The sequence below is a fragment of the Pseudomonas sp. PS01298 genome (assembly GCF_029959745.1).
Taxonomy (GTDB): domain Bacteria; phylum Pseudomonadota; class Gammaproteobacteria; order Pseudomonadales; family Pseudomonadaceae; genus Aquipseudomonas; species Aquipseudomonas aylmerensis.
This window is the reverse complement of sequence record NZ_JASCPP010000023.1, coordinates 1-16,280: the sequence shown is the minus strand read 5'-3', so window position 1 is coordinate 16,280 and position 16,280 is coordinate 1. Positions and strand designations below refer to the sequence as shown.

General features: G+C 61.3%; 15 protein-coding genes. 7 read left to right on the top strand and 8 right to left on the bottom strand.

The genetic code is table 11. The features are described 5' to 3' along the window. Nucleotides 1-29: 29 nt before the first annotated feature. The 3 genes from QMX97_RS11145 to QMX97_RS11135 are packed head-to-tail and all read left to right on the top strand — an operon-like array spanning nt 30 to nt 3,431. Nucleotides 30-950 carry an ABC transporter ATP-binding protein gene (locus QMX97_RS11145; protein WP_282396936.1) on the top strand — a complete coding sequence of 307 codons (921 nt, stop codon included), beginning with the start codon at nt 30-32 and terminating at the stop codon, nt 948-950. Continuing rightward, entirely contained in the window at nt 947-1,672 is a 726-nt protein-coding gene (locus QMX97_RS11140; RefSeq protein ID WP_201143796.1) for an ABC transporter permease, read from the top strand. Before QMX97_RS11145 ends, QMX97_RS11140 begins: the two co-directional genes overlap by 4 nt. A gap of 13 nt (nt 1,673-1,685) precedes the next feature. Further along, nucleotides 1,686-3,431, top strand: a complete 1,746-nt coding sequence (locus tag QMX97_RS11135; protein ID WP_282396935.1) for a Gldg family protein — start codon at nt 1,686-1,688, stop codon at nt 3,429-3,431. A 3-nt stretch (nt 3,432-3,434) separates the two neighbouring features. Here the strand turns inward: QMX97_RS11135 and QMX97_RS11130 are convergent, their stop codons facing one another. The 3 genes from QMX97_RS11130 to QMX97_RS11120 form a co-directional block, all read right to left on the bottom strand. Continuing rightward, on the bottom strand, nt 3,435-3,743 hold the full coding sequence (locus tag QMX97_RS11130; protein ID WP_065901740.1) for a hypothetical protein: 309 nt from the start codon (nt 3,741-3,743) through the stop codon (nt 3,435-3,437). 261 nt (nt 3,744-4,004) lie between these two features. Beyond that, complete coding sequence (locus QMX97_RS11125) at nt 4,005-4,439, bottom strand: DoxX family protein (protein WP_065901747.1); 435 nt, start codon at nt 4,437-4,439, stop codon at nt 4,005-4,007. 103 nt (nt 4,440-4,542) lie between these two features. Next, the gene (locus QMX97_RS11120) at nt 4,543-5,964 is read right to left on the bottom strand and encodes a transglycosylase SLT domain-containing protein (protein ID WP_065901750.1); all 1,422 of its coding nucleotides are present in this window, start codon (nt 5,962-5,964) and stop codon (nt 4,543-4,545) included. Between the two features lie 236 nt (nt 5,965-6,200). Here QMX97_RS11120 and QMX97_RS11115 point away from each other — a divergent pair, with 236 nt between their 5' ends. The 3 genes from QMX97_RS11115 to QMX97_RS11105 all read left to right on the top strand — a co-directional run bounded on the left by QMX97_RS11115 (nt 6,201) and on the right by QMX97_RS11105 (nt 9,219). Continuing rightward, on the top strand, nt 6,201-7,007 hold the full coding sequence (locus tag QMX97_RS11115; protein WP_282396934.1) for a TatD family hydrolase: 807 nt from the start codon (nt 6,201-6,203) through the stop codon (nt 7,005-7,007). Nucleotides 7,008-7,103: 96 nt separating this feature from the next. Continuing rightward, nucleotides 7,104-8,585: a methyl-accepting chemotaxis protein gene (locus QMX97_RS11110; protein ID WP_120447952.1), complete on the top strand. Its 1,482-nt coding sequence runs from the start codon at nt 7,104-7,106 to the stop codon at nt 8,583-8,585. Between the two features lie 271 nt (nt 8,586-8,856). Further along, a complete protein-coding gene (locus tag QMX97_RS11105; protein WP_065901754.1) occupies nt 8,857-9,219 on the top strand; it encodes an Mpo1-like protein in 363 nt (120 codons plus the stop codon). A gap of 2 nt (nt 9,220-9,221) precedes the next feature. On the opposite strand, the gene QMX97_RS11100 is transcribed toward QMX97_RS11105, so the two are convergent. The 3 genes from QMX97_RS11100 to QMX97_RS11090 all read right to left on the bottom strand — a co-directional run bounded on the left by QMX97_RS11100 (nt 9,222) and on the right by QMX97_RS11090 (nt 11,203). Continuing rightward, the gene (locus QMX97_RS11100; protein ID WP_106804757.1) at nt 9,222-10,019 is read right to left on the bottom strand and encodes a thioesterase family protein; all 798 of its coding nucleotides are present in this window, start codon (nt 10,017-10,019) and stop codon (nt 9,222-9,224) included. Nucleotides 10,020-10,109: 90 nt separating this feature from the next. Beyond that, nucleotides 10,110-10,871 carry a CHAD domain-containing protein gene (locus QMX97_RS11095; protein WP_282396933.1) on the bottom strand — a complete coding sequence of 254 codons (762 nt, stop codon included), beginning with the start codon at nt 10,869-10,871 and terminating at the stop codon, nt 10,110-10,112. Nucleotides 10,872-10,924: 53 nt separating this feature from the next. Next, a complete protein-coding gene (locus tag QMX97_RS11090; protein WP_010176194.1) occupies nt 10,925-11,203 on the bottom strand; it encodes a hypothetical protein in 279 nt (92 codons plus the stop codon). A gap of 217 nt (nt 11,204-11,420) precedes the next feature. Between QMX97_RS11090 and QMX97_RS11085 the strand changes: the two genes are divergently transcribed. Next, entirely contained in the window at nt 11,421-12,458 is a 1,038-nt protein-coding gene (locus QMX97_RS11085) for a patatin-like phospholipase family protein (protein WP_065901760.1), read from the top strand. 332 nt (nt 12,459-12,790) lie between these two features. On the opposite strand, the gene QMX97_RS11080 is transcribed toward QMX97_RS11085, so the two are convergent. Both QMX97_RS11080 and QMX97_RS11075 read right to left on the bottom strand, forming a co-directional pair. Then, nucleotides 12,791-13,480 (bottom strand): response regulator, encoded by a 690-nt coding sequence (locus QMX97_RS11080; protein ID WP_106805704.1) that lies wholly within the window; start codon nt 13,478-13,480, stop codon nt 12,791-12,793. Nucleotides 13,481-13,517: 37 nt separating this feature from the next. Beyond that, entirely contained in the window at nt 13,518-16,169 is a 2,652-nt protein-coding gene (locus QMX97_RS11075; protein WP_065901761.1) for a sensor histidine kinase KdpD, read from the bottom strand. Nucleotides 16,170-16,280: the final 111 nt, after the last annotated feature.

Here is a 16,280-nt window from a genome sequence, read left to right as displayed (position 1 = left end):
ACGTCATACCAAACTTATTCGGTAAACACATGATCGAAATAAGCAACGTGACAAAATATCTGGACAAGAAAAACATTATCAGTGATCTCTCATTCAGCGCCAATCAACACGAATGCCTGGGGCTTTTTGGAGAAGACCCTGCTGTTAAAACGCTACTGTTGAATATACTTTCCGGTACAACTTCGCCTTCCAGTGGCCACGTCACTGTCCAGGGTCTCAACCCGCAAGTTCTCAAGATAAAGAAAGCGATCGGCTATCAACTGGACCGGGATCTCGGTCATCCGACGATGTCGGCGAACGCGTTCCTGCATTTCATTGCCAGCATTCGTGGGTTCCACGGCGCAGAAAAACGCGCGCGCGTGGAACATGCCGCCATGCGACTGGAGTTATGGCCCATTCTCAACGCGCCCCTCGACACACTCTGCACTGGATGGAAACGTAAAGTCGCGATTGCCCAAGCCATCCTGCATGGGCCAGCCTTGTTGTTACTGGATGAGCCGACCGAAGGGCTGGCACCCGATCAAAAACACACCTTCAGGGCGCTTATCAGGTCGTTGACGCAGGAGATGACGGTGATCATCGCGTCCCGGCACTGCGATCAACTGTCCGAACTCTGCACACGGGCGCTGGTGCTTGCGGGCGGGCGTCTGGTGGCCGATACGCCACTGCCTGATCTGCAACGCGATTCCCGCCATTTCCAGGCAGTTACCCTGACCGCGCAAACGCCTCTGGACCTGCTGGCGCTCGCCGTCCTGCCAGGCGTGGCGGGCATCGAAGAGCATCGCCATGCCCCCGGCACCGTGACCGTGCTGGCCATGCCGGGCCATAACATCTCCTCACACATTCATACACTCATCGCCAGTCGTCGGTGGCAAATCAGCTCGCTGCACCAGGAGTCAGGCCGCCTGAACGATGTTGTACACCACCTGAGCCGAGAGGCCACTCTTTGAAATTGCTGCCCGTCATTTTCAAGCGCCAACTCGCCAGTTATGCCTGCACACCAGGCACCTACCTGAGCGTGGCGATTTTTTTAGTACTGTCCGTGGCCTTGGGTTTTCACCTCAGCCCGTGGCTGGAGCAAGACAGCAGCACCTTGCAGGTTTTTTTCCAACTGCATCCCTGGCTTTACTTACTCTTGATCCCCGCCCTGGCGGCGCAACTCTGGTCGGATGAGGCGAATGCCGGTTTTCTCGAACTGATGAAAACATTGCCCGTCACCCCCTTTGAGTGGGTGATCGGCAAGTTCCTGGCTGCCTGGGTTGTAGTCGGCGTGGCTCTGCTGTTGACGTTTCCGCTGGTCATCATCGCCAATTATCTGGGCAGGGCGGACAACGCCGTTATAGCCTCGCAATTTTTGGCAAGTTGGCTGCTGGCGGGCAGTTATCTATCTGCCGGTTGTTTCATCTTCACTTGCGTCCGTCAGCGTACCGTCGTCGTCATACTGACGATGGGCTTACTGCTCACCGTCAGTGGACTTTCATCTTTACTCGATGCACTGGAACATCAAGCGCCCATTTGGGTTATCGACAGTTTGAGTTCCCTCAATCCGCTTTCAAGATTCAGCAGCCTGGACGATGGAAAATTTGCACTTCGCGACATTCTTTACTTCATTAGCATGATCCTGGCCTTCCTCACTGCGGCGACCATCACCCTTAATTACAAGCATCGCTGAGAAGGAAAGCCCCATGCGATCCACTCTGCGTACCGGCATGACACTTATTGTCTTGCTTTTACTATTTCTCGCGTTCAACCTGGTCTGGATAGTTAAACTTCCCGACATTCGCTGGGACTATTCCCGTTCACAGATCCACACTTTATCCCACACCGTACGGCACTTCCTGAATGCCCTGGAAAGCCCGGTAGACTTGTATTACTTCAACGCCAACAACGCCCCAGCAAGAAGTCCCGCGATGAAACGCTATGGCAAGCGTATCGAGGACCGGCTCAAGGAATATGAAAAAGCCGCCCGAGGCATGCTCAACCTGCACCTTATCGAACCTGCACGTTTTTCAGAGGATGCCTACAAAGCGGAGCTATTTGGCCTCGACGATGAGGCCGGTTTTCTGGGCCTTATCGGTACCCGCGCCGGTCACGGTGCGCAACGCATCGAATCATTCAGCCTTGATCGTGAGCCCTTGCTCGATTACGAAATCAGCCACTTGATCTATAAGTTGCAACACCCTGAGCGCCCCATTGTCGGTCTGATCTCAGGGCAAGCGATGGAGGAATCCGCAGGGCGGCTGCTCAAGACCGTGCAGCAGCACTTTAATCTCGCGCTGCTGGAGTCGACGACCGTGCGCATCCCGGAATATGTCCAGGCACTGATGGTGGTGCAGCCCGCCGCGTTGTCCGAACAGACCCTGTATGGCATTGAACAATTTGTATTGAAGGGCGGCAGGTTGATGATGTTTATCGACCCCCTGGGCGAGCAACGCTCAGGCCGTGCGCCAGCCAATACTCGATTGCACGAACTGCTGGCCGCCTGGGGGATCCAGATGCCAGCGGATAGGCTGCTGGTCGACGGCCTCTATTCGTCTTGGACTGAGCCGGGCCCCGGAAGAAACGCGGAGCGGTACCCGGCCCGGTTAAACCTGCCACGGCAGGCGATGAACACGCAGGATGTGAGCACCTGGAAATTGAACACCGTGATCGTATCCAGCAGCGGCGCTGTCTCTCGCCTGGCTAAAAGCCGCACGACATTTACCCCCCTGCTGTACAGCTCCGAGCACGCCGAGCTGATGGATACCGAGCGTTTCGTGGACGTCACCGCGCGCGACGCGTTGGCTGACGTGCTGCCCAAGCAAGGCAAACGCCATGTAATTGCGGCCCGTATCGAGGGGCCGGCTTATTCGGCATTTCCGGAAGGCATCAAGGGTCAACCGCCGGGCGTGCAAAAAGCGACACAGATCCATGTCGTGGTGGTCGCCGACACCGACATGCTCACCGATCAGCTCAGCCCCGCGACGCCTGACAGTAACGCACTGTTTATCTTGAATACACTGGATAACCTGTCCGCCCTTGAAGCACTGGCCAACGTTCGGCCGCGTACGCCAGCGAGCAACTCACCGACCCTGCTGGAGGCCATGCGCAACGCCGCCGAACAGGCCTATCGCGGCAAGGCCTATGAGGTGGAACGACGCCTGCAGCGAACGGAACAGGAATGGCGGCAGTTGACGCCACAAGTGATCAACCTGGGCACCCAGGCAGTGGACACCAGGACGCAATTGCAGGCCCTCAATAAGGAGCGCCTGCGTTTGCCCATGGAGTTGCACGCCTTGAAGGCCGAGGCATACGCGCAGATCAATCGCCTGGAGCTGGCGATAAAACTGGGCGTGACCTTCGCGATCCCGCTGATGTTGTGCCTGGTTGCCTGGCTGGTGTTTCTCGGCCATCGTCGACGACGCTTGAACGGCGAGGCCACACGTCGCTGAACCTCAACGCCTGGCAATCAGCCCTTGCCGGGCAATGCGGGTCAGATGGCCGATCACTTCAGCTGCATTGACGGCGCTTGGAGCCTGGATGACCGCGAGGTCAAAGCTGTTGTTGGCAAAACGGGCGAGAGAGTCGCCGTCTTCCACAAACTGGATCAGGAACGCCGATGGCCGCCCGGTACGACGCGGCCAGCCATCCAGGTAACGCAACAGCGTCGGCTGGTGCTTGCCGCCCAGGAGAATTTTCGGATTGCGTTGAGTCAGGTCCGCGGTGATCGGGGCCAGGCGTATCAGGGGGCGTAGTGCATTCATCGTGTCGTGTCTCTGCCTCAAAAGTCTGCGGGCAGGTGAGAGGCAACACCGAACCAGCGCTTTAGCGGAATTTCAAAGCTGTCTCGGCATGGGAGTACAAGCTTCTGTCGGGCTGCATAGAGTCCCGGTGGCGCCCCGCAATTAGCTGTTTAAATCGGCGCATGAGCGGCATCCTAGAGAAGCCGCAGGGGCGGTGTCAAGAATGGCGGGCAACGAAAAGGCCCGCACAGGGGCGGGCCTTGTCGGTTTTCCAGACGTGGATCAGCGAGCGATGGCGCGGTCTGCAGACAATTTGCCGGCACCTTCCAGCAGCACTGCCAGTGCGCCACCGAGCAGCGCCAATGCGAACTCATACCCGTTATTGGCCATGAACAGACCGTTATGGATATGCACCGAGAAGATCGCCACCAGCGACAGGATGGTCAAGCCCAGTGCCGCCGGGCGAGCGAGCAAACCGATGATCAGTGCCAGGCCGGCGAAGAACTCGGTCCCGCCCGACAACAGTGCCATCAGGGTACCCGGTGCGAGGCCGATGCTTTCCATCCACTGCGCCGTGCCGGCCAGGCCGTAGCCACCGAACCAGCCAAAGAGTTTTTGCGAGCCGTGGGCCGCGAAGATAATGCCGACAACAATGCGCAGGACAGTCAGGCCATAACCGGCACGGGTGGTCAGGAGGCTTTTGATCAGTGGGCTCATGCGTGTAATCCTTTTCGAAACAGGGGTTGGTTGGCCGCCATATTAATCAGTTTAAGCAATGTTAAAAGCGCAAAAAATGCCTTATCAATATCGAATTAATCGATTACTTCCGTGAGGCAATTTTCGGCGCTGGCGGCTCCAGGGACTCCCGCTCCCGATCGAACGCCAAGTAATACTTGTTAACGCTATTAACATAGCTGACGCCGCTCATGCCCACCTGCTCCATGGCAATGCGTTCAACCTGGAAGAACCACTGGTTGGGGTTGAGCCCCCGGCGCTTGGCCTCGGTGCGCATGCCCTGGACGCGCTCCGGGCCCATGTTGTAGGCCGCCAGTACAAAGGCCATGCGCTCGCGCTCATTGAGCTTGGGGCTGGCGAAAAACTTGCGGCGGATCATCGCCAGATAGCGCGCACCGGCCTGCACATTGCTGTCGAGGTTCTCGATATTGTTGACCCCCACCCGCTGCGCCGCCGACGGCGTGATCTGCATCAGGCCGGTGGGCCCGCCGCTGTTGCGCGCGCCGGGGTCGAGTGCCGACTCCTTGAAGGCCAATGCCGCAAGGTTCAGCCAGTCCATGCCTTGCTCGCGCGCATGTTTTTGCAGGACCGGGCGCAGCTTCTCCAGGCGCTGGCGGTCGACCCGGGCCAGCGGATTGCGCACTTGGTAGAGGCGCCGATAGATACGCTGGAACGCGACATCCTGGTCGGAGGGCGTGCGATAGGTCTTGAGAAATCGATCGATGCTGGCCCGCAGCATCGACGCGTCCTGGCGCACGAACCAGTACTCGTCACCCGGTTCGCTGATCGCCACCTGCTTATCGAAGCGCAATTTGGGCAGGATCTTCGACCAGCGCTCGGCAATCGGCTTCTCGACAATGGTCAGGTGAAAAATCCCCGCCTGGACCATCTCCAGCACGTCCTCCACCGCGAGCGTCGGGTCGACCCATTCCACCTTGATCGACGGCTGCTTGTGCAGCGCCAGCTTCTGATTGACCTGGCTGATGGCATCCGCCGCCGCGCTGCCAGTGGTCAGCGCCACGGTCCGGCCAGACAGTTGCTCCAACTTGGTAAACCGCCGCTCGCCCTTGACCCCCACCAGCCACAACGGCACACCGCTGGCGATCGGGTCACTGGTGCTGATCTTGTGTGCGGCCTTCACATCCAGCAGCTCACCAGGGGCCACCAGGTCGCCTTCGCCACGGGCCAACGCGCCAAGGAGTTGGTCCTTGGCTTTGGGAATGATCTTGAGGTTGATTTCCTGGCCATCACGGGCGTGGCCATTGAGGTACTGCTCGAAGGCGCGCAGACGGTGATATTCCACCCCAATAGCCTGGCCCTGTACTTCACCAGAGCTGTTGCGGCTTTGGTTGACCAATACGCGCAAGGTGCGGCTGGAGCGGATCTCCGCCAGGTCGCGCACCTTGCTGGGCTTGGTCACTTCCAGCGGCCCGTCCAGACGCGCAACCGCCGCCATGGGCAGCAATAACGTCAGGCACAACATAAGCAACGCCGAGGGTCGGATCATCCGCTCTCCGGAAAGAATACTGGCCAACGCTCTCGCGAAAAACGAGGCGGTGGGCGTCAGAAACAGAGCGCTTTATGCGCTGGCAAGGTACGCAACGGCGACACTGGGTCAGGCGGTCGGCCGACCACAATGTCACTTGCGACGTTCAAAGACAGCTATAACTCGTTGTAGTTCTTCGATTTTCTTATAAATCTACAGCTCTGATATGCTTTCCGGCCGCAGGCGGAGATAGCACCATGCAACTCATTGATATCGGCGTCAACCTGACCAACCCCAGTTTCGACGAGAAGCACCTGGCCGTTCTCGAGCGAGCCTATGCCGCTGGCGTACAGCAATTGGTACTCACCGGCACCAGCGTCGACGGCAGTGAGCAGGCCCTGGAACTGTGTTTGAAACTCGATGAAAGCGGCCAGCGCCTGTTCAGTACGGCCGGCATCCACCCGCATTCTGCCAGTGACTGGAACGGCGACAGCGCCCAGCGTTTGCGCGGCCTGCTCAGTGAAAGCCGCGTGCGTGCCGTGGGCGAATGCGGGCTGGACTTCAATCGCGACTTTTCCCCACGCCCGCAGCAGGAGAAAGTCCTGGAAGAGCACTTGGCCCTGGCCGTCGAGTTGAAACTCCCGGTATTTCTGCATGAACGCGACGCCAACCAACGCCTGCTGGAAATCCTCAAGGACTACCGCTACCACCTCACCGCCGCCGTGGTGCACTGCTTCACCGGCGAACAGTCGGCATTGTTCAGCTACCTCGACCTCGACTTGCACATCGGCATCACCGGTTGGATCTGCGACGAACGCCGTGGGACACACTTGCACCCGCTTGTGAGGGAAATTCCCCGTGGCCGTCTGATGCTGGAAAGCGACGCCCCCTACCTGCTGCCGCGCACCCTGCGGCCCAAACCAAAAAACGGCCGCAACGAACCGGCCTACTTGCCGGAAGTACTGCGCGAAGTCGCGTTGCACCGCAACGAAAGCGTGGAAGACCTGGCCGCGCACAGCACCGCCAGCGCGCGCGCGTTTTTTGGCTTGCCTGCCGTGGATTGATGCGGCGCATTGACCCATGTCAAAACCGGCTTCCTGAGTAGCGGCACAATAATGGCACCTTGCCAATGCTGTTTCCGCTATCAGAGAAAACCTTCCATGGGTGCCTGGCTTAGCAATATCTCGCTGAAGTACAAATTCTGGGCCGTCAACGCGGTCGCGTTCATCACCACCCTGCTGCTGGTGCTGTACGCCGTGCAGCTTGAACAACAGGCGCGCAGCGATGCGTCCCAGGCCTCGGCGCAGGCCCAGGCGCGATTGCTCAGTGCCTGGCCGGCGGAAAAGGCCCTGCCCACAGATGAGCACTGGCTGACATATGCACAAGGCCAGATCCCACAACGAGCTGACCAGGATCTTTCAGCCCTGAGCGGCGCCAACGGCTGGGTCGACCTCAACCGTATGCCGCTGTTTGGCGAGAACCCGCTGATGGGCGCCGAAGTGATCGCGCGCCCCGACGGCCAACAGGTCGCCGTGCTGGCCTATGCCCCCAGCCTGAGCCAGGTGTTCGGCGAACGCTTCGCCAACTATGCGGTGGCCGTATTGATTCTGATGCTGGCGATGCTCGGCGCTTCGCAGCTATTGATCCGCTTCCTGCTCAGCCAGCTCAATACCCTCAAGGACGTGATGCTGCACGTGGAGAAAACCGGCGACCTGTCGGCCCGTGTGCCCTTGGCCTGCAAGGACGAGGTCGGCCAGATGGCCAGCGCCTTCAACGCCATGCAAGCCGGCTACCAACGGGTGGTCAATACGGTGGCACGCACTGCCCGGCAACTCGACGAGGGTGCCGCACGGCTGGCCAGCAGCATGAACGAAGTGCAGCACGGCATGCTCGGCCAGCAAAGCGAGACCGACCAGGCCGCCACTGCTATCAACGAGATGACCGCCACCGTCTACCACATTGCTCAACATGCCGGTGCCACGCGCGACCTGTCCCAGACCGCCGACACCCTCGCCGGCAGCGGCCAGGAAGTGGTCACCCGCGTGCAACGCTCAATCGCCGGGCTGTCCACCGGCGTGCAACAGACCGCCGAAATGATCCAGAAACTGGCCGAGGACAGCCAGAAAATCAACGGTGTGGTCGGCGTGATCCACAGCATCGCCGAACAGACCAACCTGCTCGCGCTCAACGCCGCCATCGAAGCCGCGCGCGCCGGCGAAATGGGCCGGGGGTTCGCCGTGGTTGCCGACGAAGTGCGCAACCTGGCCAAGCGCGTGCAGAGCTCCACCGACGAAATCACCCGCATGGTCTCGGCGCTGCAAGCCGGCACGCGCGACGCAGTGGACTTCATGCAGGAAAGCTCGTTCAAGGCTGACGACTGCGTGCAACAAGCCCAGGAGGCCGGCGCCGCACTCGCCGAAATCACCGGCGCCGTGGCGCAAATGCGCGAAAGCAACACCCAGATCGCCGTCGCCGCCGAACAGCAAAGCCACGTCGCCGAAGAGATGAACCGCGCAGTGGTAAGCATCCGTGACGTGACCGAGAACACCGTGCAACAGACCGTGGACTCCGCGACGACCAGCAATGAACTGGCGACGCTGGCTGGGGAACTGAGTAAGGCGATCGGGCAGTTGAAACTGTAGGGCTGTTCAACCTGTAGTCCCCCTCCTACAACAAGGCCTCGGTGAACCTGAGGTTTTGCACGATGCAAAGGTATTGCAGCGGTCCTACGACCGCATACCTATTCTTACGTATCCGATGCACAGGGACGACCCTGACTGCGTTATTTGGACATGAGGGTAACCTGTCAAAAATGGCCCTCTATGACCCCCATAGCCAGCCCCAATTCGCCCCCTTACCCAACCCCACCTAGACTCTCTGCATGTTGTTTCAACGGACAGAGGATTCACCACCATGGGCAAACGTCATCCCAATCTCCCCGCCTGGCAATGGCGTAACTACCCGCAGAACCATCAACACCCGACCAACCTGGCGTTGCACCTGATTGCGGTGCCGCTGTTCATCATCGGGTTTCTGTTGATTGTGTCGGGGGTGTTCAGCCTGAGCCTGGCCAGTTTCGCCATTGGCGTTGTCGGCATTCTCGCCGGCCTGGCGCTGCAGCGTCATGGGCATAGCCTGGAAGCCCAGGCCAGTGAGCCATTCAGTGATCGTAAAGACGCAGTGCAACGCCTGGTGGTCGAGCAGTTCGTGACCTTCCCGCGCTTTGTGCTGAGCGGCGGCTGGTGGCGTGCCTGGCGCCAGCGCCACCGGCATTGAGGTCAGGCGAAGACCACCACGGTCTGGCGGCTCAAGGCGATCAGCTCGCCGGTCGGGCTCCACAGCGCAGCAGCGGCATGGCCATAGCCGTCACGGGCGTGTTCGATGTTGACGTGGTATTGGCACCAGTCCAGGGTCGTCAGGTCCTGCAGCGGCTGGATAAATTCGATGGTCCACGTCAAGGTGCTGCCTGGCGCTGGCTTCTTGAGGTGCGGCAGCAAGGCCGGGGGCCAGGCATCGACCAGGGCGAGAATATGCGCCTCGGTCAGCGGTTCTTCTTTGACATCCCCACGCAATCGCACCCAACCGCCCATGTCGCGGGACTTATTACCGGTGAACGGCAAGCCGCCGACACTCCAGCGCATCGCCAGGTGGCGCATGAATTCAGGGGTGACCCCTTTGATATAGGGCAACTCCTGGCACTCATCCCAGTGTTTGAACACCGGCGGTGGCTCGCTCGCCACATCGATTTCCGACGCGCGAGACCCGCCGAAACTGGCCTGGACCAATGTCGCCACTTCACCGTTCTGCACCACACGGCCAAGCAATTGGCTGACCGCCTTGCCTTCGCGCAAGACTTCGACTTCATAACTGGCCGCTACGTCAGGCGCTACCGGGCCGACGAAAGTGATTGCCAGCGAGCGTAATGGGCGATCCGCCGGCACCTTGGCGCGTAACGCTTCGTACTGCAAGGCGGCGACCAGACCACCAAACGTGGCGCGGCCCTGGGCCCACTCGGCGGGAATGGTGACGTCCAGCGGGTGGTTTCGGGCGGCGTCGAGCAAATCACTAAAGCGCATGGCGACCTCACATCAAAAGAAACAGATGAAGGATCTTAACCATCGAGCCAGCAACGTACAGCGCTTATTCCAGCCAAAACCCGGACCGTTTTAGAAACAATCGGCGCTGAGCTTGTCCAGCACGCGATCCGCCTGCCCTTGCGCCTTGGCCATGGTGCGATGCCACACGGCAACACACGGCTGCAAATCCGCCTGGTGTTCAGCCTGGGCCAGCCACTGCCAGCAGTCATGCCAGTCGCCCAGGGCGCCTTGGGCCTTTTTCAGGCGCGACATGGCGTTGGCGGGCAGCTTGTCCAACTCGGGATAGGCCTCGGCGGCGTAACGCACGCGCTTGATCAACAAACGCAGGCGGTGGCGATCGTGCTCAGGATCCTTCAGGGCTTGATCAAGTTGGTGCCATTGCTTGGCCAGTCGTTTCTGGATTCGCGGACGCAGGCCCTTGAGCAATTTCTGATGTTCGCTGGCGCGGATAAACCGTGGGAATGCATCGAGGATCAGCAGCAAATGCGCAAGTTCTGCGCCTTGCGCCACGTGGCGATACGCATCGGGTTGCAGGCGCATGCGCCGATCAGCGGCCTCGTGGTGGCCATGCGCGCGCAAATACGCCGCCAGCACCTCACGGTCACGCAGCGGCGTAGTCAATTGGCCGACCGCGCGGGCGGCCGCCTCAACCTGCTCCACCCCAGGCAGCCCGCGCAAGGGGCGCAACAGGCTGCGCAGGCGGCGCACAGTAGTGCGCAGATCATGCAGGGCTTCATCGTCGGTGACGGCAGCGAGGCGAGCCTGGCAGCTCAGTAACCCTACTTCCAGGCCAATGACCTGAGCGACTAACTGATCGACCAAAGCTGACATCCCTTCCCCCTTGACGATGAAAATCCCGGCTGGCTCACGCCAGCGTAGACGGCTTAGCGGCCGGCGCGCGACTCACGAATATAGAACCGCGCTTTCTCGGCCTTGTTGGAGCAGCCTTCAAACGCTTCGAATTGCTGTTGGGTCTTGGCGCCGGTCAACAAAGACAGGGCCTTGGAGTAGCTCACGGTGCCGGCAAAACCTTCAGCCTTGGCCAAGTCCAGTTCGTGCCACGCTGCATCCAGTTGCGTGCCGCAGCTGTCGCGGTACGCGGTTTTCCCGGCACAACCGGCCAGGGCCAACACGATCACAGGCACACACATCCAGGCTTTCATTGATGACACCTCAAATAAAGAAAAACAGTCGTACGCTGTAGACGTTTCCTACAAGGAAAAGTGCCTTATCAGTCAACCTGAAATCGAACTCGCCTATTGCCAGAGCATACCCGAGCTGCATGGCTTTCCTGGAAAAATACTGCATGCCCGCACGAAGATTGAAGCCACCCCCTCAAAAGGTGCATTGTGGGTGCTTGCCTAGGGGAGGACATCGACCATGAAAAAGCGTGTTGCCTTGGTGCTGGGCTCCGGTGGGGCGCGGGGCTACGCCCATATCGGGGTGATCGAGGAAATCGAACGGCGCGGCTACGACATTGCCTGTATCGCCGGCTGCTCCATGGGCGCCGTGGTCGGCGGGATCTACGCCGCCGGCAAGCTGGATGAATATCGCAACTGGATTGAGAGCCTCGACTACCTCGATGTATTGCGCCTGGTGGACGTGAGCTTTCGCCTCGGCGCGATTCGCGGCGAGAAAGTCTTCGGGCAGATCCGCAAGATCGTCGGCGAGATCAATATCGAAGCGCTGCGCATCCCTTACACCGCCGTGGCCACTGACCTGACCAACCAGCAGGAGATCTGGTTCCAGGAGGGCTGCCTGCACCAGGCCATGCGCGCCTCGGCGGCGATTCCGAGCCTGTTCACCCCGGTGATGCAAGGCAACCGCATGCTGGTGGACGGCGGCCTGCTCAACCCGCTGCCTATCGTGCCGGTGGTGTCGAGCCATTGCGACTTGATCATTGCGGTCAACCTCAACGCCACCAATCAGAAGCACTACCAGTTGCCGGTGATCCAGCGTCCGCCGGCGTTCAAGAGCCGTTTCGACAGCCTGGTGAAGTCCCTCGGCTCGCACTTGCCGTTTCGCCGCAAACAGGCCGAGCAGTTGTTGAAGCTGGAACAGGAAGCCCTGCAGGCCCAGGCGGCCGAGATCAACCCGTGGCTGGAGTCGGCCGAGCCGGAATCCCAGCAACCTGCCGCCGCGCCGGAAAAGGCCGGGGCACCGAAGTCGGCGACTGGCTCGTTCATCATCGACAACGTCGGCCCGGCGTCATTGCTGGACCTGATCAACCAAAGCTTCGAGGTGATGCAGACGTCGCTGGCGCAGTACAAGATCGCGGGCTACCCGCCGGATATCCTGATCAACGTGCCGAAGCGGGTGTGCCGGTTTTTCGAGTTCTACAAGGCGCCGGAGTTGATCGCGCTGGGGCGGGAAATTGCCAGTGACACGCTGGATCGGTATGAGAGTGAGCAGCGCTGACAGGTGGGTGGTTGCTGAGGGCCTCATCGCGGGCAAGCCCGGCTCCCACATTCGATCGAGTTCACCCTCTGGAATGCGGACGAATGCAGGAGCTGGACTGTAAAAATGTCGTCTACCCGTCACAAAAACCAGGCCAACCTAGCCCCCTCATTCAATCGAGCTTGCCCTCTGGAATGCGGACGAATGCAGGAACTGGCCTGCAAAAATGTCGTCCCCCGTCACAAAAACCAGACAAGCCCAGGCCCCACATTCAATCGAGTTCGCCCTCTGGAATGCGGACGAATGCAGGCGCTGGCTTGCCTGCGATGACGCCCGTCCAGGCGCCGATAAACTCAAGCATTCAACAACCGGTAACCCACCCCCGCCTCGGTCACGATAAATCGCGGCTGGGTCGGGTCATCCGCCAGTTTCTGGCGCAGATGGCCCACCACGATGCGCAGGTAGTGGCTGTCATCGGTGTGGGTCGGGCCCCAGATATCCTTGAGCAGTTGCTGCTGGGTAATCACCCGCCCCGGATGCCGCGCCAGTTGTGCGAGCACCGCGTATTCCTTGCGGGTCAGCGCCACTTCGACGCCGTCCAGCAGCACGCGGCGGTAGGCCAGGTCGACGGTCAAGGGGCCAAACCGCAACGCCGCTTCCTGGGCTTCCCCCGCCGGGGCCTGGCGCAGTAGCGCGCGCACGCGGGCGAGGAATTCCTGGATGCCGAAAGGTTTGGTCACGTAGTCATTGGCGCCACCGTCGAGGGCCTCGACCTTTTGCCCTTCGCTGGCCCGCACCGACAACACCAGCACCGGCACCATCGACCATTCGCGAAACTCGCGCAGCACCTGCTGGCCGTCCATGTCAGGCAGGCCGAGGTCGAGCACCAGCAAGTCCGGCTTGCTCAACGCCGCCTGGGCCAAGCCCTCGTTGCCGGTGCCGGCCTCGATCACTTTGTAGCCTTGGGAGGCCAGGCTGATGCGCAAGAACTTGCGGATCTGCGGTTCGTCATCAATGACCAAAATCGTCGCGGTCTGGCTCATGGTGTCCAATCAAATTCCGTGGAGAAAAGAGGGTAGCTCACGGCTCGCCTTCCAGGCCAGGCTGGGTCGGCAACGGCAGGAATAAAGTGATGCAGGTGCCGCGCCCGTCGATGCCATCGGCCACGCTGATATGGCCACCATGGGCACCGACCATGCCCTGGCAGATCGCCAGGCCAAGCCCCGTGCCCTGCCCGCCGCGATCGCCTCGGGCGGCGGTGTAGAACATATCGAAAATCTTCGCACGCTCCTCCTCGGGAATCCCCGGGCCCTCATCGGCCACCGCAAAAAACAGCTGGTTGTCAGAGACACCGGCGCTGAGCTGCAAACGGCCCTGGGGCGGCGAAAAGCGCGCGGCGTTTTCCAGCACATTGACCAGCGCCTGCTCGATCAACGCGGCATGCACATACAGCAACGGCAACTCCGCCGGCACCTGGGTGCTGACCTGCAGCGGCGCCAATACGGCACGCAAACGCCCGAGTGCGCTGCCGACGATGTCGCCTGGCGACACCCAATCGCGCGCCAGCTTCAGGGCGCCGTGGCCGAGGCGCGTCATGTCGAGCAGGTTCTGGATGTAACGGTCGAGGCGCTCGGCCTCATCGCGGGTACCTTCGAGCAATTCGCGGCGATCCTCCAGCGGGATCGCCTCACCGAGCGCCAGCAGGCTGTCGATACTGCCGCGCATGGACGTCAACGGCGTGCGTAAATCATGCGACACCGAGGCCAGCAACGCGCTGCGCAATTGCTCGGTTTCGCCGTGCAGGCGCGCCGATTCCAGCTCCTGCGCCAATTGCGCCCGCGCCAGCGCCTGGGCCAGCGGCTGGCTCAGCGCAGTGAGCAAGCGGCGGCGTTGGCCACTCAATTCCCGGCCGGGCTTGGCACTCACCCCGAGCAAGCCCAAGGGCCCCTCCTCACTCGACAGCGGCCACCACCACCAACGACCGAACGGCAAGGTGCCGGTGCCCATGCCTGCTGGCTGGTCATGCTGCCAGGCCCAATCCGCGGCAGCGCGTTCGGCTTCGGTGAGGGTCAATGGGCCACCGGTCTCGACCTTCCAGCCGCCCTGGCCATCGCGATTGACCAGGCACAAGTCCAGGTCGCTCCAACCTTCCAGATGATGCGCCGCCGCACTGATCACCGCCTGCCGATCGGTGGCAGCCGTGAGTTTGCGCGACAGGTCGAGCAATTCGCTGGTTTCTTCCTGGGTATCGCGCAACGCTTGTAACTGCCGGCGCTGGCGGGCAGCCAGGTTACCGGTGAGCGCGGCCATGAGCAGGAAGAACAGCAGGGTCAGCACGTCCTCTTCGCGCTGGATGGCGAAGGAAAAATTCGGTGGGATAAACAGAAAGTCGTACGTCAGGAACGACAGCGCGGCACACACCAGCGACGGCCCCAGACTGCTGCGCACCGCCACCAGCAACACGGCGGCGAGAAACACCAGGGAAATATTCGGCAGCGGCAACACACTGGACACCGCCCAGGCCACAGCTGCAGCCACCACGGTGGCGAGCACCGCCAAGGCGTAGTCGAACCACACCAAGCCGCGCACATCCGGCAGACGCGGCGGTGCGGGGATGTCGTCGCTGTCGAGCACGTTGATTTCCAGGCCCCGCGCATTGCGCAACAGCCGTGCGGCCAGGCCACCACCGAACACGCGGCGGCGCCAGCGCATCCGCGATTGCCCAACCAATACCAGGCTGGCACGGCGTTCGGCGGCATGCTGGATCAAGGTCTTGGCCACCTCCCCCGCACGCAGCAGCACCACTTCCCCGCCCAGGCGCTCGGCCAGTTGCTGGGCGTTTTGCAGACGCAGGCGCGATTGCTCATCGCGCGCGCGGCCGTTATCGATATGCACCAGGCTCCACGGCAAATGCCGGCGCTGGGCCACGCGACTGGCATGACGCACCAGGCGCTCGGCCTGCGCATCGCCATCCACGCCGACCAGCAAACGACCGCGCACCGCTGGCGCAGCCTGGCCCAGTTGGCGATAGCCCTGGGCCAAATCGTCATCGACGTGGGCGGCGGCGGTCTGCATCGCCAGCTCGCGCAGCGCCATCAGGTTGGTCTGGGTAAAAAACGCATCGATGGCCGCGCGAGCCTGCTCCGGCACATAGACTTTGCCGTCGCGCAGGCGCTCCAGCAGTTCGCGCGATGGCAGGTCGATGAGCAGCAGTTCATCCGCCTCTTGCAGCACCCAGTCCGGCAGGGTTTCGCGCACCTGCACGCCGGTGATGCCACGCACCTGATCGTTCAGGCTTTCCAGGTGCTGGACGTTGACCGTGGTAAACACGTTGATGCCCGCGGCGAGCAGTTCCTGGATGTCCTGCCAGCGTTTTTCATGCCGGCTGCCGGGGGCATTGCTGTGGGCCAGTTCGTCGACCAGCACCAGCTTGGGCTTGGCGGCGAGCAGGCCATCGAGATCCATTTCCTCGAGCATCACGCCGCGGTATTCCGTGCGCAACAATGGCTGCTGCGGCAGGCCGCTGAGCAAGGCTTCAGTCTCGGCGCGCCCGTGGGTCTCGACCACGCCGGCGATCAGCCGCACCCCCTGGCGCAACTGCGTGTGCGCCGCCTGGAGCATGGCGTAGGTCTTGCCCACTCCCGGCGCGGCGCCGAGGAAGACTTTGAGCCGGCCACGGCCATCCCGGGGCAGATCGGCTAAGAGGGCGTCGGCGCGGCCGGAGTCGCTCATGCGCGAGGGTTCCTTCAGGTATTCATAGGGAGTCTGTCACGCCGTCATCGCGGGCAAGCCCGCTCCCACATTAGGCATGCATCCCCCTGTGGGCGCGGGCTTGTCCGCGAT